The following is a 21,063-nucleotide window of genomic DNA, read 5'->3' as shown; positions in this document are numbered from 1 at the left end:
CCACTTTATTTCACTTCTTACCTTCTCCATAACTCATAACTTAAAACCCAGCAATGTAATTCCAGCAGCTAAAATAAAATGACTCTCAAACGCTAAAATATGCAGCACTATTGGTAACGGTTATGTACTATTGAAGATGATGTACTACTTATATGTAAATTCAAGCTTTTGACTTCAATTCTGTGAAGCTTATTGCTGACTTAGTTATTAAATGGCTATGTTGATCCTAGGTAGACAAAACATTGGTCGAATAAAATAAAGCTGTTGATAGCGTATATAAAGCAAGGTTACCATAACCTAACTCATTATATTTATGCGATTAATCAAACAATCTCCTTACCTCTGCAATGAAGCTAAACAATTCTATGATAAACATTACAAATTTTGAACATGCCAAGTTAGCGATTAAGAACTGGCAAGTACTTGAAAATGAAAGCTGGTGTATTTTGGGCCGAAATGGTGCTGGTAAACAATACCTTGATCAGCTTTTAACCGGAACTTTACAGCCAGACTCAATAGGTGACTTTAAAATACCTCACGTAGATAACGTTGGGATGGTTTCTTTTGAAAGCCAACAAGACGTTTATGAAAATGAATTAAAAATTGATGCTTCCGGTAATAGTAATGACAATGATAGTGGGACTAAAGCTAAAGACTTTTTACCCAAAGGTAAGCTCAATGATATTCTGATAAGCGAGTTTGGTTTAAGCCATCGGCTTGAAAGTGGTTATCGACAGTTAAGTACAGGTGAGGGAAGAAAGCTCTTAATCTTACAAGCAATATTTAATGGCGTAGAGCTTTTGGTATGCGACAACCCGTTTGATAGCTTAGATGAAGCGTCTTGTTTAGCCTTGTCAAATGCCCTAGAGCGGTTATCGAAAACAGGTATTAATGTGTTACTGATGCTAAATAATCGACAAGATATCCCCGCATGGTGCAACAATATTGCCTTGATTGAACGAGGACAGCTTGATGTTGTCGGTAAGCTAGACAATGATGAAACTAAGCGACAACTTGATGCATTATTAGCACCCGTGCTTGATGAGGTTAGTTGGCCCACTAACCTGCAAGAGTTGTGTGACTATAAGCACCCTTATTTAGTAAAGCTGATTAAGGGTAAAGTTCAGTACAAGGGCGTGAACGTTTTTGAAGATTTAGATGTTTACATCAAACCCTTGCAGCACACCCTGATTACCGGTCCAAATGGCAGTGGCAAGTCGACGTTAATGCAGTTAATTACCGGGGATTGCACTCAATGTTATAGCAATGACATTCATGTTTTAGGCTATAAAAGAGGTTCAGGTGAAAGCATTTGGGAACTTAAGAAAGACATGGGTATTGTCAGTGCTGAATTACACCGACAATACCGAGTAAACGGTGACTTGTTAACGGTAGTACTTTCTGGTTTTTATGACTCTATTGGGCTGTATCAACAACCAGAACAGCATAAAATAGAAATAGCTCGACAATGGCTAGACAAAATAGGTTTATTGGCGCAACAACATAGTTCTTTTCGAAGTTTAAGTTATGGAGAACAACGTTTAGCTTTAATCGCTAGAGCCTTAGTTAAATCTCCCTATTTATTGATTTTAGATGAGCCGACACAAGGTTTAGATGAACTTAATCGTCATAGAGTGCTTAATTTTTTAGAACACTTATCCGAACAAAAACATAGTACTATGTTACTTGTTAGTCACCGTAAAGATGAGTACCTGCCAATATTTAAGCAACATATAAAGCTGTAAGTTTGCTCTTTATAAAAGCTTATTATCACAATGGTATTTGATTGTTCCCCACTAAAATTAATCTCATCTAGCATGTAAGTAGGGGATCGAAAGATCCCCTACTTACATGTGTTTTATTGTTTTCTGCTTCAAGAAAAATCTGCTCTGAATAATTGGGATAGCCGGTATAACCACGGGTAACTAAGAACTTTCGTCAAAACAATAACGTCAATTAAGCAAGTATCTATTGGTGATTGAACCAGTCCGAGGGCTAATCTTTATGTTATTTAACCTGAGGTTTGGATAAGAGTTTTGTAACTTATTGAAGTTAGGTGAACAAATTAACTTAAAGTTCCAGTGACGAAATTTAAGTGTCTATTAAGATATTTTTACAAACCAATAACTGGTTATTGGGAGTAAAAATAACGCTGATAGGCGATTAAATAGCGTTATTGGGCAAATTCGCTTATCCGAAGTTCAGGTTATTTACCCTAATCGAAAGTTCATTACACAGCGCACTCTTTCATTTTTTGATGCTTTAAAAGATTATTTTTATTCAGTGATCCGCGAATAACCCCGATACCAATAAAGCCTTTATATACTGCTTGGCTCTTACTTGACTAGCGTATTTAGCTATCGCTAGCTCTTGTCGTTTAACCAAAGCATAACTTACTATCAAGTGGTTTTTGTAAAATTATTTAATTAACTTAGGTTAGTTTCAGACAATAAAAAAGCACCAACGCTGTGTTGCCTGATGGTATTTGAAACTGCAGTGATTACCTCATTTTAATTTTATAAATCCTCATTTATACCTAATTGTTTTCACTGGTTTATTCATTATTTAATACATCAATAAAACCTAATAAAGATAGTTTGAATACGAATCTTATGTTTTGGGCTGTGTATTTTTATTGCGTCGTCAATACATGGTTTTACGTTCCTTGTAGCTGTTTTTAGACACTATTGGATCTTCTACTAATTTTTGTGACTTGATATTTTTAGTGAAAATAGTTAGTATTATAATTAATTGAACGTTCAATTAAAAAAGAATTTGAGAAGTTAATGCCAAAAGTTGGAATGAAACCCCTACGCAAACAACAATTAATTAACGCTACTTTAGAATCTGTGGCGCAATACGGTTTACAAAACACCACCATTATTACCATTAGCAGGATTGCTGGATTATCGTCAGGCATCATTAGTCATTATTTTGGTGGTAAACAGGAGTTAGTTGAAGCGACGGTTAAACATTTACTGGATCAATTGAAAGCAGCACTACTTGAGCGTATCAGTCAGAGCAACTTGAGTTCGACTGAACGACTTGAAATGATCATTGAGGCAAACTTCACACAATTACAACGTTCAGCGCCAGCAACAAAAACTTGGCTTAGCTTCTGGGCGCAATCTATGCACCAACCCGGATTAGCGAGGTTGCAACATATCAACAGCAAACGTTTATACAGCAACTTACTGTTTTCATTTCGTCAATTATTAACGGAAGATTTAGCCGTTATAGCGTCTAAGCAAACCGCTGCGATGATTGATGGTTTTTGGTTACGTAGTGCATTGAGTCCAAGGCCTGAGGAAGAATTTGAGCAGGCCGAACAATTATGTAAAAAATTTATAAATGATCTACTTAAGCAGTTCGGAGAGTTCAATTGTCGTTAATACGTTATAAAAACTTTGTCGATGGCGCCTACATGGCGAATGGCAGTGGTGAAACATTCGATGTGATTAATCCAGCAACGGGCAAAGTAATCTATCAAGTAGAAGTTGCCGATGAAAAAATTAAACAAGAGACGATAGCAAGTGCCCATCGTGGTTTTGCTACTTGGTCTGCAATGAGCGCCACACAGCGCAGCCGAATTTTACTTAAAGCAGTAACCTTGTTGCGCGAACGCAATGATGAACTGGCAAAAATTGAGGTACTTGATACGGGTAAACCATGGCAAGAAGCCTCAGTAGTTGATGTAGAGTCGGGCGCTGATTCTATCGAGTTTTTTGCGGGTTTAGCGCCTGGTATCGAAGGTAATCAACAGCAAGTTGATGGTGACTTTTACTATACTCGTCGTGAAGCGCTAGGTATTTGCGCAGGTATTGGTGCTTGGAATTATCCACTGCAGATAGCCTGTTGGAAAGCAGCACCAGCGTTAGCGTGTGGTAACTCAATGATTTTCAAACCCTCAGAAGAAACACCGTTAGGGGCATTAAAACTCGCTGAGATTTTTACCGAAGCAGGTATTCCTGATGGCGTATTTAATGTTGTTCAGGGTGCAGGCGAAGTGGGGTCTTGGTTAACTCATCATACCGAAATTGCTAAAGTGTCTTTTACTGGTGAAGTGGGTACTGGTAAAAAAGTAATGGCAGGTGCTGCCACTACGCTTAAAGATGTCACCATGGAGCTTGGCGGAAAATCACCACTTATAATTTTTGATGATGCCGATATCGACAATGCTGTTTCTGCCGCCATGTTAGGTAATTTTTATACTCAGGGTGAGGTTTGTACCAATGGCACACGTGTATTCGTGCAAGAATCTGTCTATCCACTATTTATTGATAAATTACTCGAGCGTACTCGTCAAAATATTATTGTTGGAGATCCTATGGATCCAGAGACTAATTTTGGTGCACTCATTTCGTTAAAACACTTTAATCTGGTATTAGATTATATCAATATTGGCATTAACGAGGGCGCTACACTGCTTCATGGTGGTACAGCGCTGCAACCTGAAAATGCAGCTAATGGCTATTTTGTCGCGCCAACTATTTTTTCAGATTGTACTGATGATATGACCATTTGCCGTGAAGAAATTTTCGGTCCTGTTATGTCGGTGCTAACATTTAACAATGAAGAGGAAGTGGTGACTAGAGCCAATGCTACTGAATTTGGCTTAGCAGCGGGTGTATTTACCCAAGACATTACCCGTGCTCATCGTGTTATTCATCAGATGGAAGCCGGGATTTGCTGGATAAACAGCTTTGGCGCATCACCTGCGCAAATGCCTGTTGGCGGTTATAAGCAATCAGGTATCGGTCGTGAAAATGGTCTTGTCACCCTTAACCATTACACTCAAATTAAATCCGTATATGTTGGTCTACAGCCACTTGAAAGCCCTTTTTAAAGGTCTGTAATAATGGGTGTTCCCCATAAACTATGCTGTGAATAGTTTATAACGTGTGAACTTCTCCTAATAAATGCAGCAAGAAAAGTAACAGATAAGAGTTTTACATGAAAAATAAAAAATTTGATTACATTATTGTTGGTGCCGGCTCTGCAGGCTGTGTACTAGCTAACCGTTTAAGTGAAGACAGTAATAATAGCGTATTGTTACTTGAAACTGGCGGCAGTGATAAAAGTATTTTTATACAAATGCCAACGGCACTGTCAATTCCGATGAATACCAAGAAGTATGCTTGGCAGTTTGAAACCCAACCTGAACCGCATCTTGATGAACGTCGTATGCATTGTCCTAGAGGCAAAGTTTTAGGCGGGTCTTCATCGATTAATGGCATGGTTTATGTCCGTGGTCATGCGAGAGATTTTGATGAATGGCAGCAACATGGCGCTAAAAACTGGGATTACGCTCATTGCTTACCCTACTTTAAAAAAGCAGAAACCTGGGCTTTCGACGGTAATGAATACCGAGGTAAAAGCGGGCCATTAGGGGTAAATAACGGCAATGAAATGCAAAACCCATTGTATCAAGCGTTTGTTGATGCAGGTGTTGAAGCCGGTTATTTTGCCACTGATGATTATAATGCTGCCGCACAAGAAGGTTTTGGCCCTATGCATATGACCGTTAAAAACGGTGTGCGTTGCTCTACGGCGAATGCCTATCTTCGCCCAGCAATGACGCGTAGCAATTTAACGGTAATAACCCATGCTTTGGTTCATAAAGTACTGCTAGAAGGTAAAAAAACTGTTGGTATACGTTATGAACGCAAAGGTAAAATTTTTGACGTAAGTGTTGAGAAAGAAGTTGTTTTATCGGCAGGGCCTATTGGCTCACCTCATCTTTTACAGCTATCAGGTATAGGTCCTAAAAAGGAGCTTGAAGAGGCGGGTATTGAGGTTAAACATGATTTGGCTGGCGTAGGTCAAAACTTACAAGACCATTTAGAATTTTACTTCCAGTTTAAATGTAAACAACCCATATCACTCAATGGTCAGCTAGGCTTGTGGAACAAATTTTTGATTGGCAGTCGCTGGTTCTTTACTAAAAAAGGCTTGGGCGCGACCAATCACTTTGAATCTTGTGGTTTTATTCGCTCTAAAGCAAATGTTGAATGGCCAGATTTACAATACCATTTTTTACCAGCAGCAATGCGTTACGATGGTAAAGAGGCCTTTGCTGGTCATGGTTTTCAGGTGCATATTGGCCACAATAAACCTAAAAGTCGCGGTTTTGTTAAAGCTATATCAAGCGATCCTAAAGCACACCCACAAATTCGGTTTAATTATCTTGAGCACGAAGCAGACAGAGAAGGTTTCCGTGCTTGTGTGCGTTTAACTCGAGAAATTATTCACCAAAGTGCACTTGATGATTATCGAGGCGAAGAAATTCAGCCAGGTATTGATGTACAAAGTGATGAAGAAATTGATGCCTTTGTTCGCCAATCTGTTGAGAGTGCTTATCATCCATCTTGCTCATGCAAAATGGGCACCGATGAAATGGCTGTTGTTGACTCGGACACTAAAGTACATGGCATTGAGGGATTACGAGTTGTCGACTCGTCTATTTTCCCAACCATTCCTAATGGTAATCTTAATGCGCCGACGATAATGGTTGCTGAACGAGCGTCTGATCTTATTTTAGGTCGTGAAACACTGGCACCATCTCAAGCTGACGTTAAGATTTCGCCTAACTGGCAGCTGCAACAACGTGCGAATGAGCCAAAAAGAAAAATATAAAAATTAGCTACCAACTGTTTAATCGTGAGTACTCTTTCAGGCGTTAATTATCGTTATCAACCAAGTTATATGGTGACGATAATCAAAATTTGAAGCCTCAAGTATCAGTGAATTAATTCACTAATACTTGAGGTAATACCGAGTGCTCTAACAATACCGGTTACCATTCAAAGTGCAGTCTGAAGCATGCATCTTGAATGGTAACGGGTATACAATAAAGAAAGAGGAGTAATACGTGTTTACATTTATTAAAACCATCACTGGGGGTCAGTTATGACCGCTTGGTTATCTGCAGGGATTTTATTTACCTTTGCTGCCATTGCCTTTGTGTTATATCGCTGGGGAAATATTCGCTGTGTGGGTGTAACACCCGTTAAAACATTTACCTTTATTGCTATTTTGTTCACATCAGGCCTTGATGTAGGACTTATCATGTTTCCGTTAACTGAATTTGCCGGTTATGCCGATTTAGTGGCAAGTCCTGAGTATGGCTTCACTAATGCGTTATCTATTGAGTTTGGCTTCTGGGCTTTTCTTATTTGGGGATTCTATTTTCTAACGTGTTTTTACTTCTGCGTTATTGAGCCACGTGTACAGTTTTTTCAAATACCTTTGATTAAGTTGATTAACAATGTGGTTATCATAGGAACTTGCGCCTTTACCGCGTATTTATTGCTTACCAATTTGCCGTGGTATATACCTGAGCTTGGCGATGGTGAATCAATTATTGGTAGTTTCTATCTGATTGTTTTTGTAGTTATTGCCGCTGCTGTCTATTCAAGTACTAGCATACGTTATGTACGTTTGCTTAGCCTAGCGACTACTTGGTTGTTTATTGGTTTGATTGCGGTGATGTGGAGTGGTGCTTTTCTTGTCGAAGGATCAAGTATCGGTGAATTTGCCAGTACGCTTTCGTTACTTGGCGGTTATTTTGGAAATATCCACGAATTCGTTCTACCGTTAAATGATTACCATGAGTTCTACCTATACTGGTGGTTTGCTTGGAGTATTATGATTGGTCAGTTTACGGCCCGTTTTGTTGGTGGTTTACGGACTTATCAGGTGTTGGCGGCTATGTTGATATTCCCATCAATCCCCATCGCAATATGGTTTACGGTGTTGTATTACTACAGTGTTAACGGTCTGGAAACGGCTGGTTTTTATAATATAATGATGGCTATTGTTGGTGTTACCTTTGTGATCAACTCGCTTGATTCATTGATTCGCTTATACACGGATAACTTAAATTTAAGTGTAGATCGCGTTGGAAAAGTTAAATACTTTTTGGGCAATATCATTGCATTGAGCTTACTTACACTGTTATTTAAATTGGATTTCTTACAGATCCAATGGGTTGGCGCCGTAGTTATCGGACTGTTTTTTACTTGTTTTGGTTATATATTATTGACAAAGTTTAAAGAAGTCAGTGAGATAGAGTGCTCACCAAAAGAAAATAAAATCGATTTTAACAAAATTGAACTAATAAACTAAACTAATACATAAAGAATTTAATGAGTACACAAATAATGAATAAAACTATAATTGCAGTAGCAACAACTTGTTTACTAACACTTTCTACTGGTGCTTTAGCGGATGTATCGGCAACGGTTAACGTAGCTTCTGACTACACCTTCAACGGTGTTAGCCAAACAGGTAATGATCCCGCGCTACAAGGGAGCTTGGATTATGCGGCAGATAGCGGATTTTATGCCGGAACTTGGGCTTCTAATGTTGATTTTGGCTCAGGTGAAGACACCAATATAGAGTGGGATGCTTATGTAGGTCAATATTTTCAGTTGAATGAAAAAATCGGTCTAGATGCAGGTATCGCCTACTATACCTATCATGGTGATTCTGCTTCTGATACTTACAACTACCCTGAAGCTTATGCCAAATTTGGTTACAGTTCATCACTGGGTGATAGTGAAGTAAACTTCTGGTACAGCTGGGATTATTTTGGTTTAGATGTAAATCATTACATTGCCATGATTGCGCATACTGTAGAAGTATCACCAGGGCACAACATTAAAGTGACTTTCGATCGTTCAACTTCAGCAGATGAAAATAAATGGGCGTGGGATGGTAAAGATGCCTATAACCATTATCGTGTTGAATACATGACCAGTTGGAAAAGCTTTGATTTTGATCTTGCCTTTGAAAACACGACTATGGATTTTGATGCGGCTGATGCTCGTGTAGTGCTATCGGTATCTCATACATTTAGTTTTTAATCTACTGATACCCGTTACCATTAAAAGTGCATGATTTCAGTGGGAATTAAAATCACTTTAGGCAAGTTAATTAATTTAAGCATAGTTATTCTATGCTTTGATTCATTAACGCTGTATAAAGAGCTTTTAAACCCATCGCAGAAGTTCTTGAGTAATACCAATCACACAAACTAAGTGATCATTTCTACTTGTTAAAAGTAATAATTACTGCGTTATTTATTTAATAATTAGAACAACTAGTTAGTTAAAAAAATGCCTTGTACTTATCACTTTTTCCTACGTATAAAATAGGTCACTTAATTAATGTAATTGGTATAAAATCACTTCTTCGTTGCTGTGATTTACAATGGAATAACCATTATTTCATCACAGCGCCTTGATTTGAAATTGCTCAAGCATTCTGAAACATGTATCTTGATTGGTAATGGGTAAATATAAATAGTCGCTGAATTTTCAGGGACTAAATGAGTAGATAAATATGGAAAAATACGATCAGCTTTTAATTTCATTACGTCAAGTGATCCGCGCAATAGATATACATTCTAAACAGCTCAATAAAATGTCAGGATTAACGGGTCCTCAGCTGATGGTCATGACCAAAATTGCTCAGTTAGATGCGCCAATGGCAAAGCAAGTAGCTCAAGAAATTACCCTTAGCCCAGCGACAGTTACCAGTATCATAGACCGCTTGGAAGCAAAAGAATTAGTAATACGAAAGCGAAGTCAGTTAGATAAACGCAAAGTTGAGCTATATCTCTCTGCTACTGGAGTCGTTTTACTGCAAGGTGCGCCTAAACCGCTGCAAGAACATTTTATCAAGCGTTATCAGGCACTAGAATCTTGGGATCAAAGTCAGCTATTATCATCAGTTGAACGTATTGCTTCTATGATGGATGCTGAAGAGCTAGATGCTGCGCCAGTACTTATTGTTGGACAGATCCAAGAAGGACAGTAATTAGCTGCTATAAGCAGGGTAACTGTCGACATCTTTCTATTATAACAATTCACCGGTGGTGAATTTTTGTGCTAATTAATAGAGGATTGGCTATTTTAGCCATCCTACCTGCAAAAAATGCGCATAGCGCTTCCTGTCATCGCATTAGCGCTGTATTATCGCCGCAATTAAGTCACGGCACTTAAATTTACAGCTATGATTAAAAATAATTTATTAAGATATAGGATCCCTCATGACGAAGAAAAACAAACCAAATAGCAACGCACTGTTTAAAAGAGCTGTTAATAATATGCCGTTAGGCGTGGCTGATAGCTATCGTTACTGGGGTGAAGAAAATACCGTTTTTTTAAGCAGCATGAAAGGCTGCACTATCACCGACTGTGACGAGCAAACATTTGTTGATTTTCGTTTAGCTTATGGCCCTATTATTTTGGGCTATCGTGATGAGCGTGTTGATAACGAAGTGATTAACGCGATAACTCAGGTGGGTAGTATTTCTGGTTTTTCGACCGGTCTAGATTCTGATGTGGTTGAATTGGTCAAATCACTCTGTCCTAATATCGACAAAATGCGCTTCTCCAATTCAGGTACTGAAGCGGTTATTGGCGCAGTGCGCACGGCACGTGGTTTTACCAAACGCAATAAAATTGTTGTTGTTGAAGGTGGTTTTCATGGCTTGCACGATGAAGTTATGTGGAAATCAGATGTTGATAACTGGGATGCTAGCACGCAAGAAGACCCTGAAATAGTGCCTTTTGGTGGCGGGATCCCAGAAAGTACGCGCGAACATCAAGTTAGCGTACCACTGAATGATTTAGATGCGATAGATGCTGTATTTGCAAAGTATGGCGATGATATTGCCGCCATATTAATAGAGCCAATTATGGGCAACTGTGGCTCAATTGCCTCAACCCAAGCCTATATGCAAAAATTACGTGACGTTTGTGATAACAAGGGGGCATTGTTGATCATGGATGAAGTAAAAACTGGTTTTCGTGTCGCTAAAGGCGGCGCACAATCGCTGTATGGCATTTATGCCGATTTAACAACGTATGCTAAGGCCATGGGGAACGGTTACCCTGTTGCTGCTTTTGGCGGCAGAGCAGAAGTGATGGACACTATTTCTTTTGCTAAAGACGGCGTTACCCACGGCGGTACTTATACGGCTAACATGGTTGCCTTAAGTGCAGCCAAAGCCACGTTAACAGTACTTAAAGAAACTGATGCCCTGGAAACTATTGCCCGTGTGGGTAAAGAAATTCAAGTAGTGCTTTCCCGTGTTTTTACTAAATTTGGTGTTGAACATTGTTTTGCTGGCCCTGATGCAATGTTTGGTGTGCACTTTGGTAGTAAAGTACCGCAGAATTATCGTGACTGGAAACAGACCAATAGTGATCTTTACACGCAATTCGCTCTTAACTTAATCGATAATGGTGTGATGTTAGAGCCAGATTCGCGTGAACCTTGGTTTATCTGTGAAGCTCATCAAACAGTCGATCTTAAGTGGTTGGAGCAAGTTGCTGAGCAATCAATGGCTGATGCTATTAACGTAAAATAAGCGAACCAATATCTATCATGCCAGTGTAGTTAACGTCCCTGGGCCTTTTGCAATAGGCACCTAGTCATTAAATACTGCTTTTTATTAATTTGAATCCAACTTCGTTTTAGTTGGATTCAATAGTTAGTTCTTTAGGTATTAGCTTAATCTATGTTTACACACTTTTTCAATGGGGCTAAATACTGTTCAAAGTGGCGCCATTGTTCAGTGGCGCTTTTATAAATTGGTTGCCTAACTTGCTCTGAACTGGGTGTTTTAATATTACGTTTAGTTTTATGAAAATCAAGACACGATTGTTCAAATTCTAAACCACAAAAATCAAGTATTCTTCGCACCTGTGTTTCCAAGTCATCAACAACATCTTCATGGTTGACGGTTAAAACATAACCCGGTAAAACATCATCCCAATGCGACATTAACTTTAAATAAGCTTGGTAATAGTGGCCAATGTCTTCAAGGTTGTAGCTAAAATCTTGTCCTTCGGCAAACAACTGTTTAAAACCACTAAAGCAACAAGCCATAGGTGAGCGCCTTGCATCAATAATCTTAGCATTTGGCAGGATTAACCGGATCAAACCTATGTGGAGGAAGTTGTTGGGCATTTTATCAATAAATAGTGGTGCTTGCTCTCGGTATACCTGAGTGTCATCAATAAACTGTTGACCAAAACGTTTAAAATAATCGGGATTAATCTCATTTAAATTTTTGGGGTATTGGCCTGCTTTATTACTTTTATCATTACTTTGATTGTTACTATTCCCTCGTAATCGAGCGGCTAAACCCAAAATATTATGCAATTCCATCGTGCCGTCAACTTGACTGTGAGAGGCAAGTATTTGCTCAAGCAAAGTAGAGCCCGCTCTAGGCAGGCCGACAATAAAAATAGGATCTGGCGAATTAAGTCCTAAATGTCCACGGTTTTCAAACAACTCTCGTGTACAGTAGCTAATTTGTTCTGTTATCTGTTGTTCGATTTTATTAATATCAAAACCATTATGAGCATGCTGTAATGCATTTCCTTGTTGGTAAGCTTGAAAGGCTTGGTGATATTCTTGTCTGTCTTCAAAGGCTTTGCCAGTAGCAAAATGTAGCTGAACTTTATCAACTAAGGCTAAGTCTTTATCAGCTTGCTGTACTTGCATTTTGGCTATTTCTGCATCGCTAAAACGATAAGTCTTAGTATTAGCTAAACTCCAAAAAGCATCACCAAAACTTGGGCTTATTTGATAGGCTTTTTGATAAGCTGCAACCGCTTGCGCTATGTCACCTTTAGTTTTAAGTGCATGTCCTAGCTGTAGATGGAAACCAGCAATTTGGCTATCTTTTGCAATAGCTTGCTCAAATAAAGTAATGGCTTGATCTATTTCTCCTAAACCGGTTAAAACATTGGCTTTGGCTACTTTAAAGCTTAGATTGTTGGGTTGTTCAACAAGTAATATGTCAACCTGCACTTCTGCTGCTTTGTATTTACCTAAACGGATAAGTAGGTTGAGATACAGGGAGCGTGCATGAACATGGTTAGGCGATAACTCAAGGGCGCTGGCAAGTAAAAATTCAGCATCGTCATAAATTTTTAGTTCAATACCTATTTCAGCGAGTAAACACATGCCATCGACATGGCGTTTATTATTTTGTAAAAAGTGGCGACAAATTTGTTCAGCCTTTAATAATTTACCTTCATGCAGTAACTCAGTTACAGCCAGAAGAGCCGGAGGTAATTTCTTGAGTTTAGCCAATTGGTTTGCACATTTTTGCACATCAGCCATTTGTTTTTTTTGTCGATAAAGTTCAATGAGCTCTTGCCAACTCGCGACTAAAATTGGATTGAGTGCTACTGCTTTTTCGAAGGATATTTTTGACTGTTTAAGATTCTGTAATGCAAGGTTAATATAACCGCTTTCTTGATTGGCTCGGCTGTGTGACGGATCAAGTTTAAGTAATTCATTAATGCTGCTCAAGGCATTGGCATAGTCTTTGGCATAACGTTGAGCAACGGCGAGTAAATACCAGAGTTCAATTTGATGTTGCTGCTCGGAAACCTTCTTTAATAGTTGCTTACTTTGTTTAATAGCGTCATTGAATTTTGTCGTTTGAATCAACTGTTGAATTGATTTTAATTGCTTTTCAATTGAAGGGAAGGGTGTTGTGTCCAATGACTTGACTCCATGGATAAATAGCGAGTTATTAGTATTATTCAGTTTTAGCTTATCAATTAAATACCGCTTGATAAACACATCAAACGGCATTATTTGGTTTTGCTAATTTACAGGTGCTTAGTAAAAGTCATACGAGAACCTAAAACCAATGGTGCGTGGTCTGTTGGAAACAACTTTTGGCGTAAACTGTTGAGTATCAATATATAATATTGCGCTTTCATCAGTTAAGTTGTCGATGAATATCTCGGCTTTCCATTCTTCGTTAGTCACACCAAAGCTTAAGTTTGCCAAAATATAACTATCTTGCACATAACGGCCACCAGCAAATGTTTGTCCATTACTGTCTTGATAATTGACCCCAGAATAAGTGTCAGCTTCTTTTTGAATACTTAAACCCGATCCTGTGCCATAGATTAAATTAGTGGCATCTTCAACTACATAAGCATCCATGGTCATACCAGCGAGTCTTTCCCCGGTATAACTTATTGAGCCATTAATATAACCGATCATATCTTTACTAATAGGATGAAAATATTGTGCTTGTAAATTACCGGAAAACTCCGCTGAATAAGGTAGGCGACTACCTATAGTTGGTGCAATGCCAGCAAGCTCGTCATTGACAGAGGTTAACTCAGTATCAATAAAACTAAATGCACCCGAGATTATTAGATTGTCAGTTGCTACCCAAGTAAAATCACCATCAATACCTTTGATTTCAGCATCACCAACGTTATCGGTAAATACTAAGAAACTGATATTGGTTGGATCAAATCTTGATGTTTGTAGATCTGATATTTTTGAATAATAGGCTGTTGCATTTAAGCGTAGGGTTTGATCAAGTAGTGTTGATTTAAATCCGAATTCAACGTTATCTAAACTATCTGTTGTTGAGTACACTGGGATACGAAACCCATCAAAGGCACCTTCTTGGTTTGTCGCCGAGCCACCGCCTACCCGGTTGGTAACTGGGGGCCTGAAACCTTCAGAGTAAGAGGTGAATAGCATTATATCGTTTGATACTTGCCAATCAATCGACGCTTTGATAATCGTGTCATCTACAGTGAGCGTACCATTACTATCAAGTAAGCTGGTTTCTAACTGTCCACTGGCAATAGCCGCTTGAATAGCCGTTGCTTCTTCAGCACCAAAGAATTCTGTTAAGGCAGCATCACTACCATCACCAAAGGCTCTTAACCTACCGCTAACATCTACTGTTGAAGTAGAGCCTTTATAAATATCATCAATTTGATACCAACGCGCACCAAAACTTGCGGTGACAGTGTCGGTAATATCAAACTCTAATTGACCAAATACGGCAATTTGATCAATGGTATGGGTAACATCATTAACGAAACTCACTTCAGATGGAAATGGTCCCCCATTACTGTTAATACCTTCACTACCTTTAAGGGTTGTTTGTAAATCAGGGAACTTTTCTGTATTGGCTATTTTGAATTGCCCAACGGTTGATAATTCTTGCGAATCATAAAAAACACCGGCGGTGACGCGCCAGCGATTTTCAGCCGAAGTGTTTACTCGAAACTCATGGGTCATTCGTGATGTGTCGGTCTGTTCTTTATAAAACTTAGTTGGGTCAAGACACTCTTGATCAGCTTCAGGAATACCGGAATAGTTACAAACATAATAAGCAGAATATAAACCACCATTAGTGTAACCGGTGTAATCAATGGTTGAATTGATGTCTCTGTCAAGATAGCCACCGGTATAAACGATATCGAGATGTTCAAGCCTACCCTCTAATGTCCAGGTGGTTAAACCAAAATCATCATTGTTGCTTTCTGGTGTAAAGCGATTGGTTGATGACTCACCTTCAAGATTTGGATCATAAGCAAACACACCCTCGGTATCGAGAGATTGTTGGGTATGTTGAACTAAAAGATCCCATTCATTATTGATTATATAAGCTAAGCCAAAGCGTGCACCGGCATAGTTGGCGGTATTAAAATTATCCTCAACTAAGGCATCATTTTTTGGCACGGTAACAGGAACATCTTCAGGATTTGTTAAGGCACCTCCAGAAATTCGACTGATAACTTCGGCACTACCGGTGTAACCACCTTCACCGGGGACATTTAATATATTATCTATCCAGCCGCCTTGATGGTCGTTGTAGGTAGTAACACGTACGGCAAGAGAATCAGTTAAAGACATATTGAAATAAGCTTCAACAGAATTACTCATATCGCCGCCTGTTGTGGAACTAGTGCTGGTATCAAAACCGGCAGAGAATCCATCATGGTGTGGTTTATTGGTGATTAAGCGCACCGTACCTGATTGAGAGCTAGCACCAAAAAGTGTACCTTGTGGTCCAGGTAAAACCTCAATACGCTCAACATCGGTAGCGTAAATATCTAAGTTACGCCCTTGCATTGATACAGGTTGTTCGTCTAAATAAAATGCCACAGAGGGCTGTAATGCTTGAACCGATGAAACGGCAATACTGGTTTGTGTAGTAGCCGCGCCTCGAATATAAATTTCATTTTGACCTGGACCTGTGCCCTGAAAAGTAACGTTAGGTAAAAACTCGACATACTGGTCAAAATTAGAAACGCCAAGAGTTTCTAAGTTATCACCTGTTATTGCTGTGACGGTAACCGGAACTTCTTGAATCGATTCACTACGTTTAGTTGCGGTAACTTCAATGATTTCTATTTTTGCTTTTTCTTGCTTTTTTGCTTCCTCGGCATAGGCAGAGCCTGATGCCGCTATAGCTGTTAATACAGCAAAATGCAGCTTATTGAATTTCATATTGTTTATCCCTTGGATTTATAATTATGTTTCGAATTGATATTATTAGTACTCTAATTGTTTTTATTGTTCGCCATAGCTTAACAATAGATCCTTTTTTAATCAAAACCTTATTAAATTGTGGTGTTTATCGAAGATTTAATTGGAATGTGTTATTATTTGTAGGATCGTTTTAGTAGATATAATATCAACTGAAATTAAATTTAGGGGAATGATTTGTCTTTACCGGTTAAGAGTCAATTAAATAAAAAGGTATTCTTTAGCGCCTCATCCATTATTATAGCGCTTTTACTTTATACCGCGGCATTACCTAAACAGGCACAAGGGTTGTTTAGCGTAGTTCAGGCAAGTATTATTGAGAATGGCAGCTGGTTTTATGTACTTACCGTTGCATTTATTTTCTTCTTTGTGATTTTCTTAGGCGTCTCTCGCTACGGAGAAATCCGTTTAGGGCCAGATCATTCAACGCCCGATTATTCATTAGTCTCTTGGATTTCTATGCTATTTGCTGCAGGTATGGGCATTGGTTTAATGTTCTTTGGTGTGGCAGAGCCTTTAATGCACTATTTGTCACCTCCAACAGTGGAAACAGGTACGGTTGCTGCAGTTCAAGAAGCGATGAAGATGACATTTTTCCACTGGGGTCTTCATGCTTGGGCTATTTATGCCATAGTTGCTTTAGTCTTAGCGTATTTTAGTTATCGACACAATTTACCCCTGACTTTACGTTCTGCTTTATATCCATTAATTGGTGACCGGATTTACAAATGGCCAGGGCATTTGGTCGATGTTTTTGCTGTAGTTAGTACCGTTTTTGGTGTCGCTACTTCTCTTGGTTTAGGTGCTTCACAGGTTAATGCTGGGTTCGGTTACTTGTTTGATATCGATGTGTCTACCACCAATCAAATAATTATTATGTGTGTGATAACTTCACTTGCGGTTATATCGGTTGCGACGGGGTTGGACAAAGGCATTAAAATCTTATCTGAAACGAATATGGTACTAGCCGTTATCTTATTACTATTGATTTTTGTGCTTGGTCCAACGGTATTCTTACTACAGGCCTACTTGCAAAACATTGGTGATTACTTAGCCGATATAGTCCATAACACCTTTAATTTATTTGCTTACAAGAAAACCGATTGGATAGGTGGTTGGACAATATTTTATTGGGGATGGTGGCTTGCTTGGGCACCTTTTGTGGGTTTGTTTATTGCTAGAATATCTCGTGGTCGTACCATTAGAGAATTCATCATAGGCGTAATGCTGATACCCACAGTTTTTACTTTATTGTGGATGACTATTTTTGGTAATAGTGCCATTGATTTGGTTCATAACCAAGGGGTGGTTGCTTTAGGTGAGATGGTGAGCAAAGATTCTTCCGTTGCATTATTTGTCTTTCTTGAAAATTTTCCATTATCCACAGTACTTTCATTCTTTAGCGTATTAATGATAGTGATATTTTTTGTCACATCGTGTGATTCAGGGGCTATGGTGGTTGATATGCTTTGTTCACACGGCAGAAATGACACACCGTTATGGCAACGTGTTTATTGGGCTGTGGGTATTGGCGTAGTTGCGGCAGTATTATTGTTGGTGGGAGGTCTTAGTGCACTGCAAACCATGACTATTGCGAGTGCTTTACCTTTTACTATCGTATTACTACTTGCTATTGTTGGCCTGATTAAAGCCTTAAGAGTTGAAGGCGTTAAGCAAGAAAGTCAGTTAATAACTGCCATACCTCATTCAGGGTCTGAGAATAATGACAGTTGGCAAATAAGATTAAAGAACGTGGTTGATTTTCCAAACAAGATAAATGTCAATAAATTCATTAGTCAAACAGTTGAACCAGCACTTGATTCAGTGGCTAAAGAGCTAAGAGAAAATCAAATCAATGTGTCCATTTCAGATGAAAATGGCCTGAGCTTAATTGTCGATCACGGTGATGACCAAGCCTTTGTATATAGAATACTTGCTCGTAAATATTCACAACCTGATTATGTTAATGAAGAAAGTGACGACGAGCAAAGTTACTATCGAGCAGAAGTTCATTTGGTTGAGGGGGGGCAGGATTATGACATTATGGGCTGGTCAAAAACTGCGGTGATCAATAATATTATTGACCAATACCACAAACATTTACACTTCTTACATCTATTGCGTTAATTGTTAATAGCGTCAGCTTTATTGGTATTGCCGATAAGGCTGACGTTCATTGCCTTTTGTTCTAACGGTTGTTCGGGATACATTTCCTTATTAAACCTTGTTAATTTACTCTATTCTTAACATAAATTGAGTTATTGAAACTTGCTTGAATACCTTTGATAAGTCACAAAGTTTAACTTACCCTCCCTATTTATTTATTTATAAAATTAATTTAGGTGGCTACTATCCTTACACAGGTGAGCTTTCCATTTAACGAATTCCATGAATAATAAAAGTATTTTCAGGATCATTTTTTACTGGTTCTTTGTAGGCAGGAGGAAGAAAGTGTGCTTCAACAAATTGTTGTTTTTCAATTAAACGCGTGATCAGCGGTAAATAACTTAAAGATGTTTTACCTATGAGCAAATGTTCAAAGTTTTTTTCATGCTCATAAGCATTGAGAATTAAACTAAAGCCTTTTAGGTAAAGGTAGTCTTTGGTGTAACCACCGCCTCGGTATACGCGTGCAGTAATGGTGTAAGCGAGTTCATCTTCAACATGATAGGTTTCTTTGAGAAGTAAAAAGGTGGTACGGAAATTTTTATCTTCTATTAACGATTTTACGGCAAGCACACGCAGCGCTAATATTCTCAATCGACGGAGTGTAAGATTGCCTGAAAGATATTCACTTAATATAGCTAAACCTTCTTGAGTCATAGTGTTTAATGGACAGCCTAAAGATAAAATATTTAATGGCTGTTTTTGTGCATTTAGCGAGGTAGATAGGTGAACCCCTAGCTCGTGATGAGCTAAAGCATAGGCCTCTTTTTTAGATAATTTGGCCGCACTATTGATACGCACCGTTGTCCCTGAAACTAACGCATTGGCAACCATAGTGTTATCAAGTTCTACCTGCCACGAATATTTTTCTTGTTCAGCCATTTTTGTCATAATGGCGATGATTTCTGGCGCCAAATACATTTTTCCTAAGTTATCGTTTTGTTTTTCAGGTATATGTAAAATGAACTGAGCATTATGAATATCCTTTTCGCTAGGCTCACCATAATAGCGTAACGAATCATATAAAAATTCATTTGTACCAATTGATTTATATTGGTCTATTTTGTCTATATATGAATCAATTACTGCTAAATATAGCGTGTAGAGATCTTCATCTTGAATTTGCTCTAAGGGTAAATTGAATAAGCTACGTTTTAGCTCAAAAGGGTTAATATTATTTTCTTTATAAATAAACGCCGGCTCATTAGAAAAATGGTTGGTAAAAAAACGCTCTTTTTCTTGTAAGTAATTTAAGGGTTTAACCGCTTCGATAATATCAATATTCTTTACTAAACTATGTAACTGTGAGTCGATGCTGTTTAATAATGGATCTACGTTAAAGTTCATAAAAATGTCCAATGTTAACACTTTAGTATTTTATAAAAGCCATACAAGATAAAGTGTTATTCTATTCATCTAAGGCTGTTTACAGTTGATTTTTTCATCTACCTTTGTATTCATGTTTACTTCTTGGCAAAGCACGTCTGTGGTGATATTACTTCCATCAAAAATTTTTTCAGAGGAATTCATGTCAATATTTAAACTAATACAAATTAAAATTATAATAATAATTACCAGTAATGATAAATCTTTCACTTTTGTTCCTTGCAATATTAACGTACTCAATCGTAGGCATTCAATGAAACTATCTTGTAATGAAAGTCAGTCATTGGGCTGATCTAGATTTTGTTCTTAAATCGCTATAAAGGAAAGTGAAATATTTTCGGGATAACAATCAATTTTTTTGATTAATATCATCCCTGTGAGTGTGTTGTAATTCCCCCCCCAACGCTCTGAAAATAAATGGGCATCTAAGCCTACGCCCGCTTATAAATGCTTACGCGTGCTTACCCTATTTCCCTCAGATTTTAGGATAATAACTATTGGTCATAAAGATTGGGTTGTTGCTAGGAAATTTCCCACGAGTAACAATAAGTAAAAAGGGTAGTGAATATAAAAACAAGGTATTAATGGTGTGACTACTTTGGTGCCAGTTAATAAAACCTATCATGCCTAAGTTTAACGGTTACAGGAAACATGATGAAAAAGCAAAAGTTCTTATTGTCGAAGATGACGCAGCAATATCGCATTTAACGGCGATGTATCTAGATATAGAAGGTTTTCATACACGAGTTATCGATGAAATTTTGGCAGCAATATCCGCAATAAAGAGTGATACCAAGTCCATTAAGTTATTTACCACTCAGCGAGAATTAAGAGGCTTGCCTAAATACGTTTCTAATGCCAGCTGAATCCAGCAAGATTGAAATAACAGAGCAAAGTGATAATTTTATTTATTCAGGTAGCGTAGAAGATAGAACTACACAGGGGTTGTTTAGTATACGTTTAGTGTTAAATGAATCATTCTTTGAATCATTCTTTGAATCAGGTAACAGCACAGTTAAAGTGTTAGGCACTAAAGCACTAGTCAATGGTACTTTAGGGACTAAAAACTATATATAGATAGATGAGTTAACAAAATATCCGATTAACAAGTAGAATAAATGTATCTTAACGGTTAATATGTTGTTAATTTGGTTGAGCTAGGATTAA

15 protein-coding genes are annotated in these 21,063 nt (G+C 38.2%); 11 read left to right on the top strand and 4 right to left on the bottom strand.

Annotation, left to right across the window (positions count from 1 at the left end; all coding sequences use genetic code 11):
- Positions 1-365: 365 nt before the first annotated feature.
- From CXF71_RS05905 to CXF71_RS05870, 8 genes are all read left to right on the top strand, one after another.
- Entirely contained in the window at positions 366-1,745 is a 1,380-nt protein-coding gene (locus CXF71_RS05905; protein WP_101232041.1) for an ATP-binding cassette domain-containing protein, read from the top strand.
- Between the two features lie 1,041 nt (positions 1,746-2,786).
- On the top strand, positions 2,787-3,392 hold the full coding sequence (gene betI / locus CXF71_RS05900) for a transcriptional regulator BetI (protein WP_101232040.1): 606 nt from the start codon (positions 2,787-2,789) through the stop codon (positions 3,390-3,392).
- A complete protein-coding gene (gene betB, locus CXF71_RS05895; protein ID WP_101232039.1) occupies positions 3,383-4,846 on the top strand; it encodes a betaine-aldehyde dehydrogenase in 1,464 nt (487 codons plus the stop codon). The genes betI and betB overlap by 10 nt, the downstream gene beginning before the upstream one ends.
- A gap of 107 nt (positions 4,847-4,953) precedes the next feature.
- On the top strand, positions 4,954-6,636 hold the full coding sequence (gene betA / locus CXF71_RS05890; protein ID WP_101232038.1) for a choline dehydrogenase: 1,683 nt from the start codon (positions 4,954-4,956) through the stop codon (positions 6,634-6,636).
- A 273-nt stretch (positions 6,637-6,909) separates the two neighbouring features.
- A complete protein-coding gene (locus tag CXF71_RS05885) occupies positions 6,910-8,127 on the top strand; it encodes a choline transporter (protein ID WP_101232037.1) in 1,218 nt (405 codons plus the stop codon).
- A gap of 35 nt (positions 8,128-8,162) precedes the next feature.
- Positions 8,163-8,867, top strand: coding sequence for a TorF family putative porin (locus CXF71_RS05880; RefSeq protein WP_101232404.1), 705 nt, complete (start codon positions 8,163-8,165; stop codon positions 8,865-8,867).
- A 478-nt stretch (positions 8,868-9,345) separates the two neighbouring features.
- On the top strand, positions 9,346-9,822 hold the full coding sequence (locus tag CXF71_RS05875) for a MarR family winged helix-turn-helix transcriptional regulator (RefSeq protein ID WP_101232036.1): 477 nt from the start codon (positions 9,346-9,348) through the stop codon (positions 9,820-9,822).
- A 232-nt stretch (positions 9,823-10,054) separates the two neighbouring features.
- On the top strand, positions 10,055-11,380 hold the full coding sequence (locus CXF71_RS05870; RefSeq protein WP_101232035.1) for an aspartate aminotransferase family protein: 1,326 nt from the start codon (positions 10,055-10,057) through the stop codon (positions 11,378-11,380).
- A gap of 143 nt (positions 11,381-11,523) precedes the next feature.
- Here CXF71_RS05870 and CXF71_RS05865 read toward each other — a convergent pair whose 3' ends face one another.
- Both CXF71_RS05865 and CXF71_RS05860 read right to left on the bottom strand, forming a co-directional pair.
- Complete coding sequence (locus tag CXF71_RS05865) at positions 11,524-13,533, bottom strand: tetratricopeptide repeat-containing sulfotransferase family protein (protein WP_232771396.1); 2,010 nt, start codon at positions 13,531-13,533, stop codon at positions 11,524-11,526.
- A gap of 120 nt (positions 13,534-13,653) precedes the next feature.
- Entirely contained in the window at positions 13,654-16,305 is a 2,652-nt protein-coding gene (locus CXF71_RS05860; protein ID WP_101232033.1) for a TonB-dependent receptor, read from the bottom strand.
- Between the two features lie 216 nt (positions 16,306-16,521).
- Here CXF71_RS05860 and CXF71_RS05855 point away from each other — a divergent pair, with 216 nt between their 5' ends.
- Positions 16,522-18,471 (top strand): BCCT family transporter, encoded by a 1,950-nt coding sequence (locus CXF71_RS05855; RefSeq protein WP_101232032.1) that lies wholly within the window; start codon positions 16,522-16,524, stop codon positions 18,469-18,471.
- Between the two features lie 249 nt (positions 18,472-18,720).
- Here CXF71_RS05855 and CXF71_RS05850 read toward each other — a convergent pair whose 3' ends face one another.
- Together CXF71_RS05850 and CXF71_RS05845 are read right to left on the bottom strand one after the other, a co-directional pair.
- Positions 18,721-19,857 (bottom strand): flavohemoglobin expression-modulating QEGLA motif protein, encoded by a 1,137-nt coding sequence (locus CXF71_RS05850; protein ID WP_101232031.1) that lies wholly within the window; start codon positions 19,855-19,857, stop codon positions 18,721-18,723.
- A 69-nt stretch (positions 19,858-19,926) separates the two neighbouring features.
- Positions 19,927-20,106, bottom strand: coding sequence for a hypothetical protein (locus CXF71_RS05845; RefSeq protein WP_101232030.1), 180 nt, complete (start codon positions 20,104-20,106; stop codon positions 19,927-19,929).
- 413 nt (positions 20,107-20,519) lie between these two features.
- Here CXF71_RS05845 and CXF71_RS05840 point away from each other — a divergent pair, with 413 nt between their 5' ends.
- Entirely contained in the window at positions 20,520-20,762 is a 243-nt protein-coding gene (locus CXF71_RS05840) for a response regulator transcription factor (RefSeq protein WP_101232029.1), read from the top strand.
- Positions 20,752-20,973: a hypothetical protein gene (locus tag CXF71_RS05835; protein ID WP_101232028.1), complete on the top strand. Its 222-nt coding sequence runs from the start codon at positions 20,752-20,754 to the stop codon at positions 20,971-20,973. Before CXF71_RS05840 ends, CXF71_RS05835 begins: the two co-directional genes overlap by 11 nt.
- Positions 20,974-21,063 lie beyond the last annotated feature (90 nt).

It is taken from the genome of Colwellia sp. 12G3 (genome assembly GCF_002836775.1).
Classification (GTDB): domain Bacteria; phylum Pseudomonadota; class Gammaproteobacteria; order Enterobacterales; family Alteromonadaceae; genus Colwellia.
Note: the sequence above shows the minus strand (reverse complement) of the source record. Positions and strands in the feature narration are given on the sequence as shown.

Coding starts and splice junctions, on each gene's coding strand:
- CXF71_RS05840 (WP_101232029.1), top strand. CDS start 20,520: ATGCCTAAGTTTAACGGTTACAGGAAACATGATGAAAAAGCAAAAGTT.
- CXF71_RS05860 (WP_101232033.1), bottom strand. CDS start 16,305: ATGAAATTCAATAAGCTGCATTTTGCTGTATTAACAGCTATAGCGGCA.
- CXF71_RS05885 (WP_101232037.1), top strand. CDS start 6,910: ATGACCGCTTGGTTATCTGCAGGGATTTTATTTACCTTTGCTGCCATT.
- CXF71_RS05835 (WP_101232028.1), top strand. CDS start 20,752: ATGCCAGCTGAATCCAGCAAGATTGAAATAACAGAGCAAAGTGATAAT.
- CXF71_RS05875 (WP_101232036.1), top strand. CDS start 9,346: ATGGAAAAATACGATCAGCTTTTAATTTCATTACGTCAAGTGATCCGC.
- betA (WP_101232038.1), top strand. CDS start 4,954: ATGAAAAATAAAAAATTTGATTACATTATTGTTGGTGCCGGCTCTGCA.
- CXF71_RS05850 (WP_101232031.1), bottom strand. CDS start 19,857: ATGAACTTTAACGTAGATCCATTATTAAACAGCATCGACTCACAGTTA.
- betI (WP_101232040.1), top strand. CDS start 2,787: ATGCCAAAAGTTGGAATGAAACCCCTACGCAAACAACAATTAATTAAC.
- CXF71_RS05905 (WP_101232041.1), top strand. CDS start 366: ATGATAAACATTACAAATTTTGAACATGCCAAGTTAGCGATTAAGAAC.
- CXF71_RS05870 (WP_101232035.1), top strand. CDS start 10,055: ATGACGAAGAAAAACAAACCAAATAGCAACGCACTGTTTAAAAGAGCT.
- CXF71_RS05880 (WP_101232404.1), top strand. CDS start 8,163: ATGAATAAAACTATAATTGCAGTAGCAACAACTTGTTTACTAACACTT.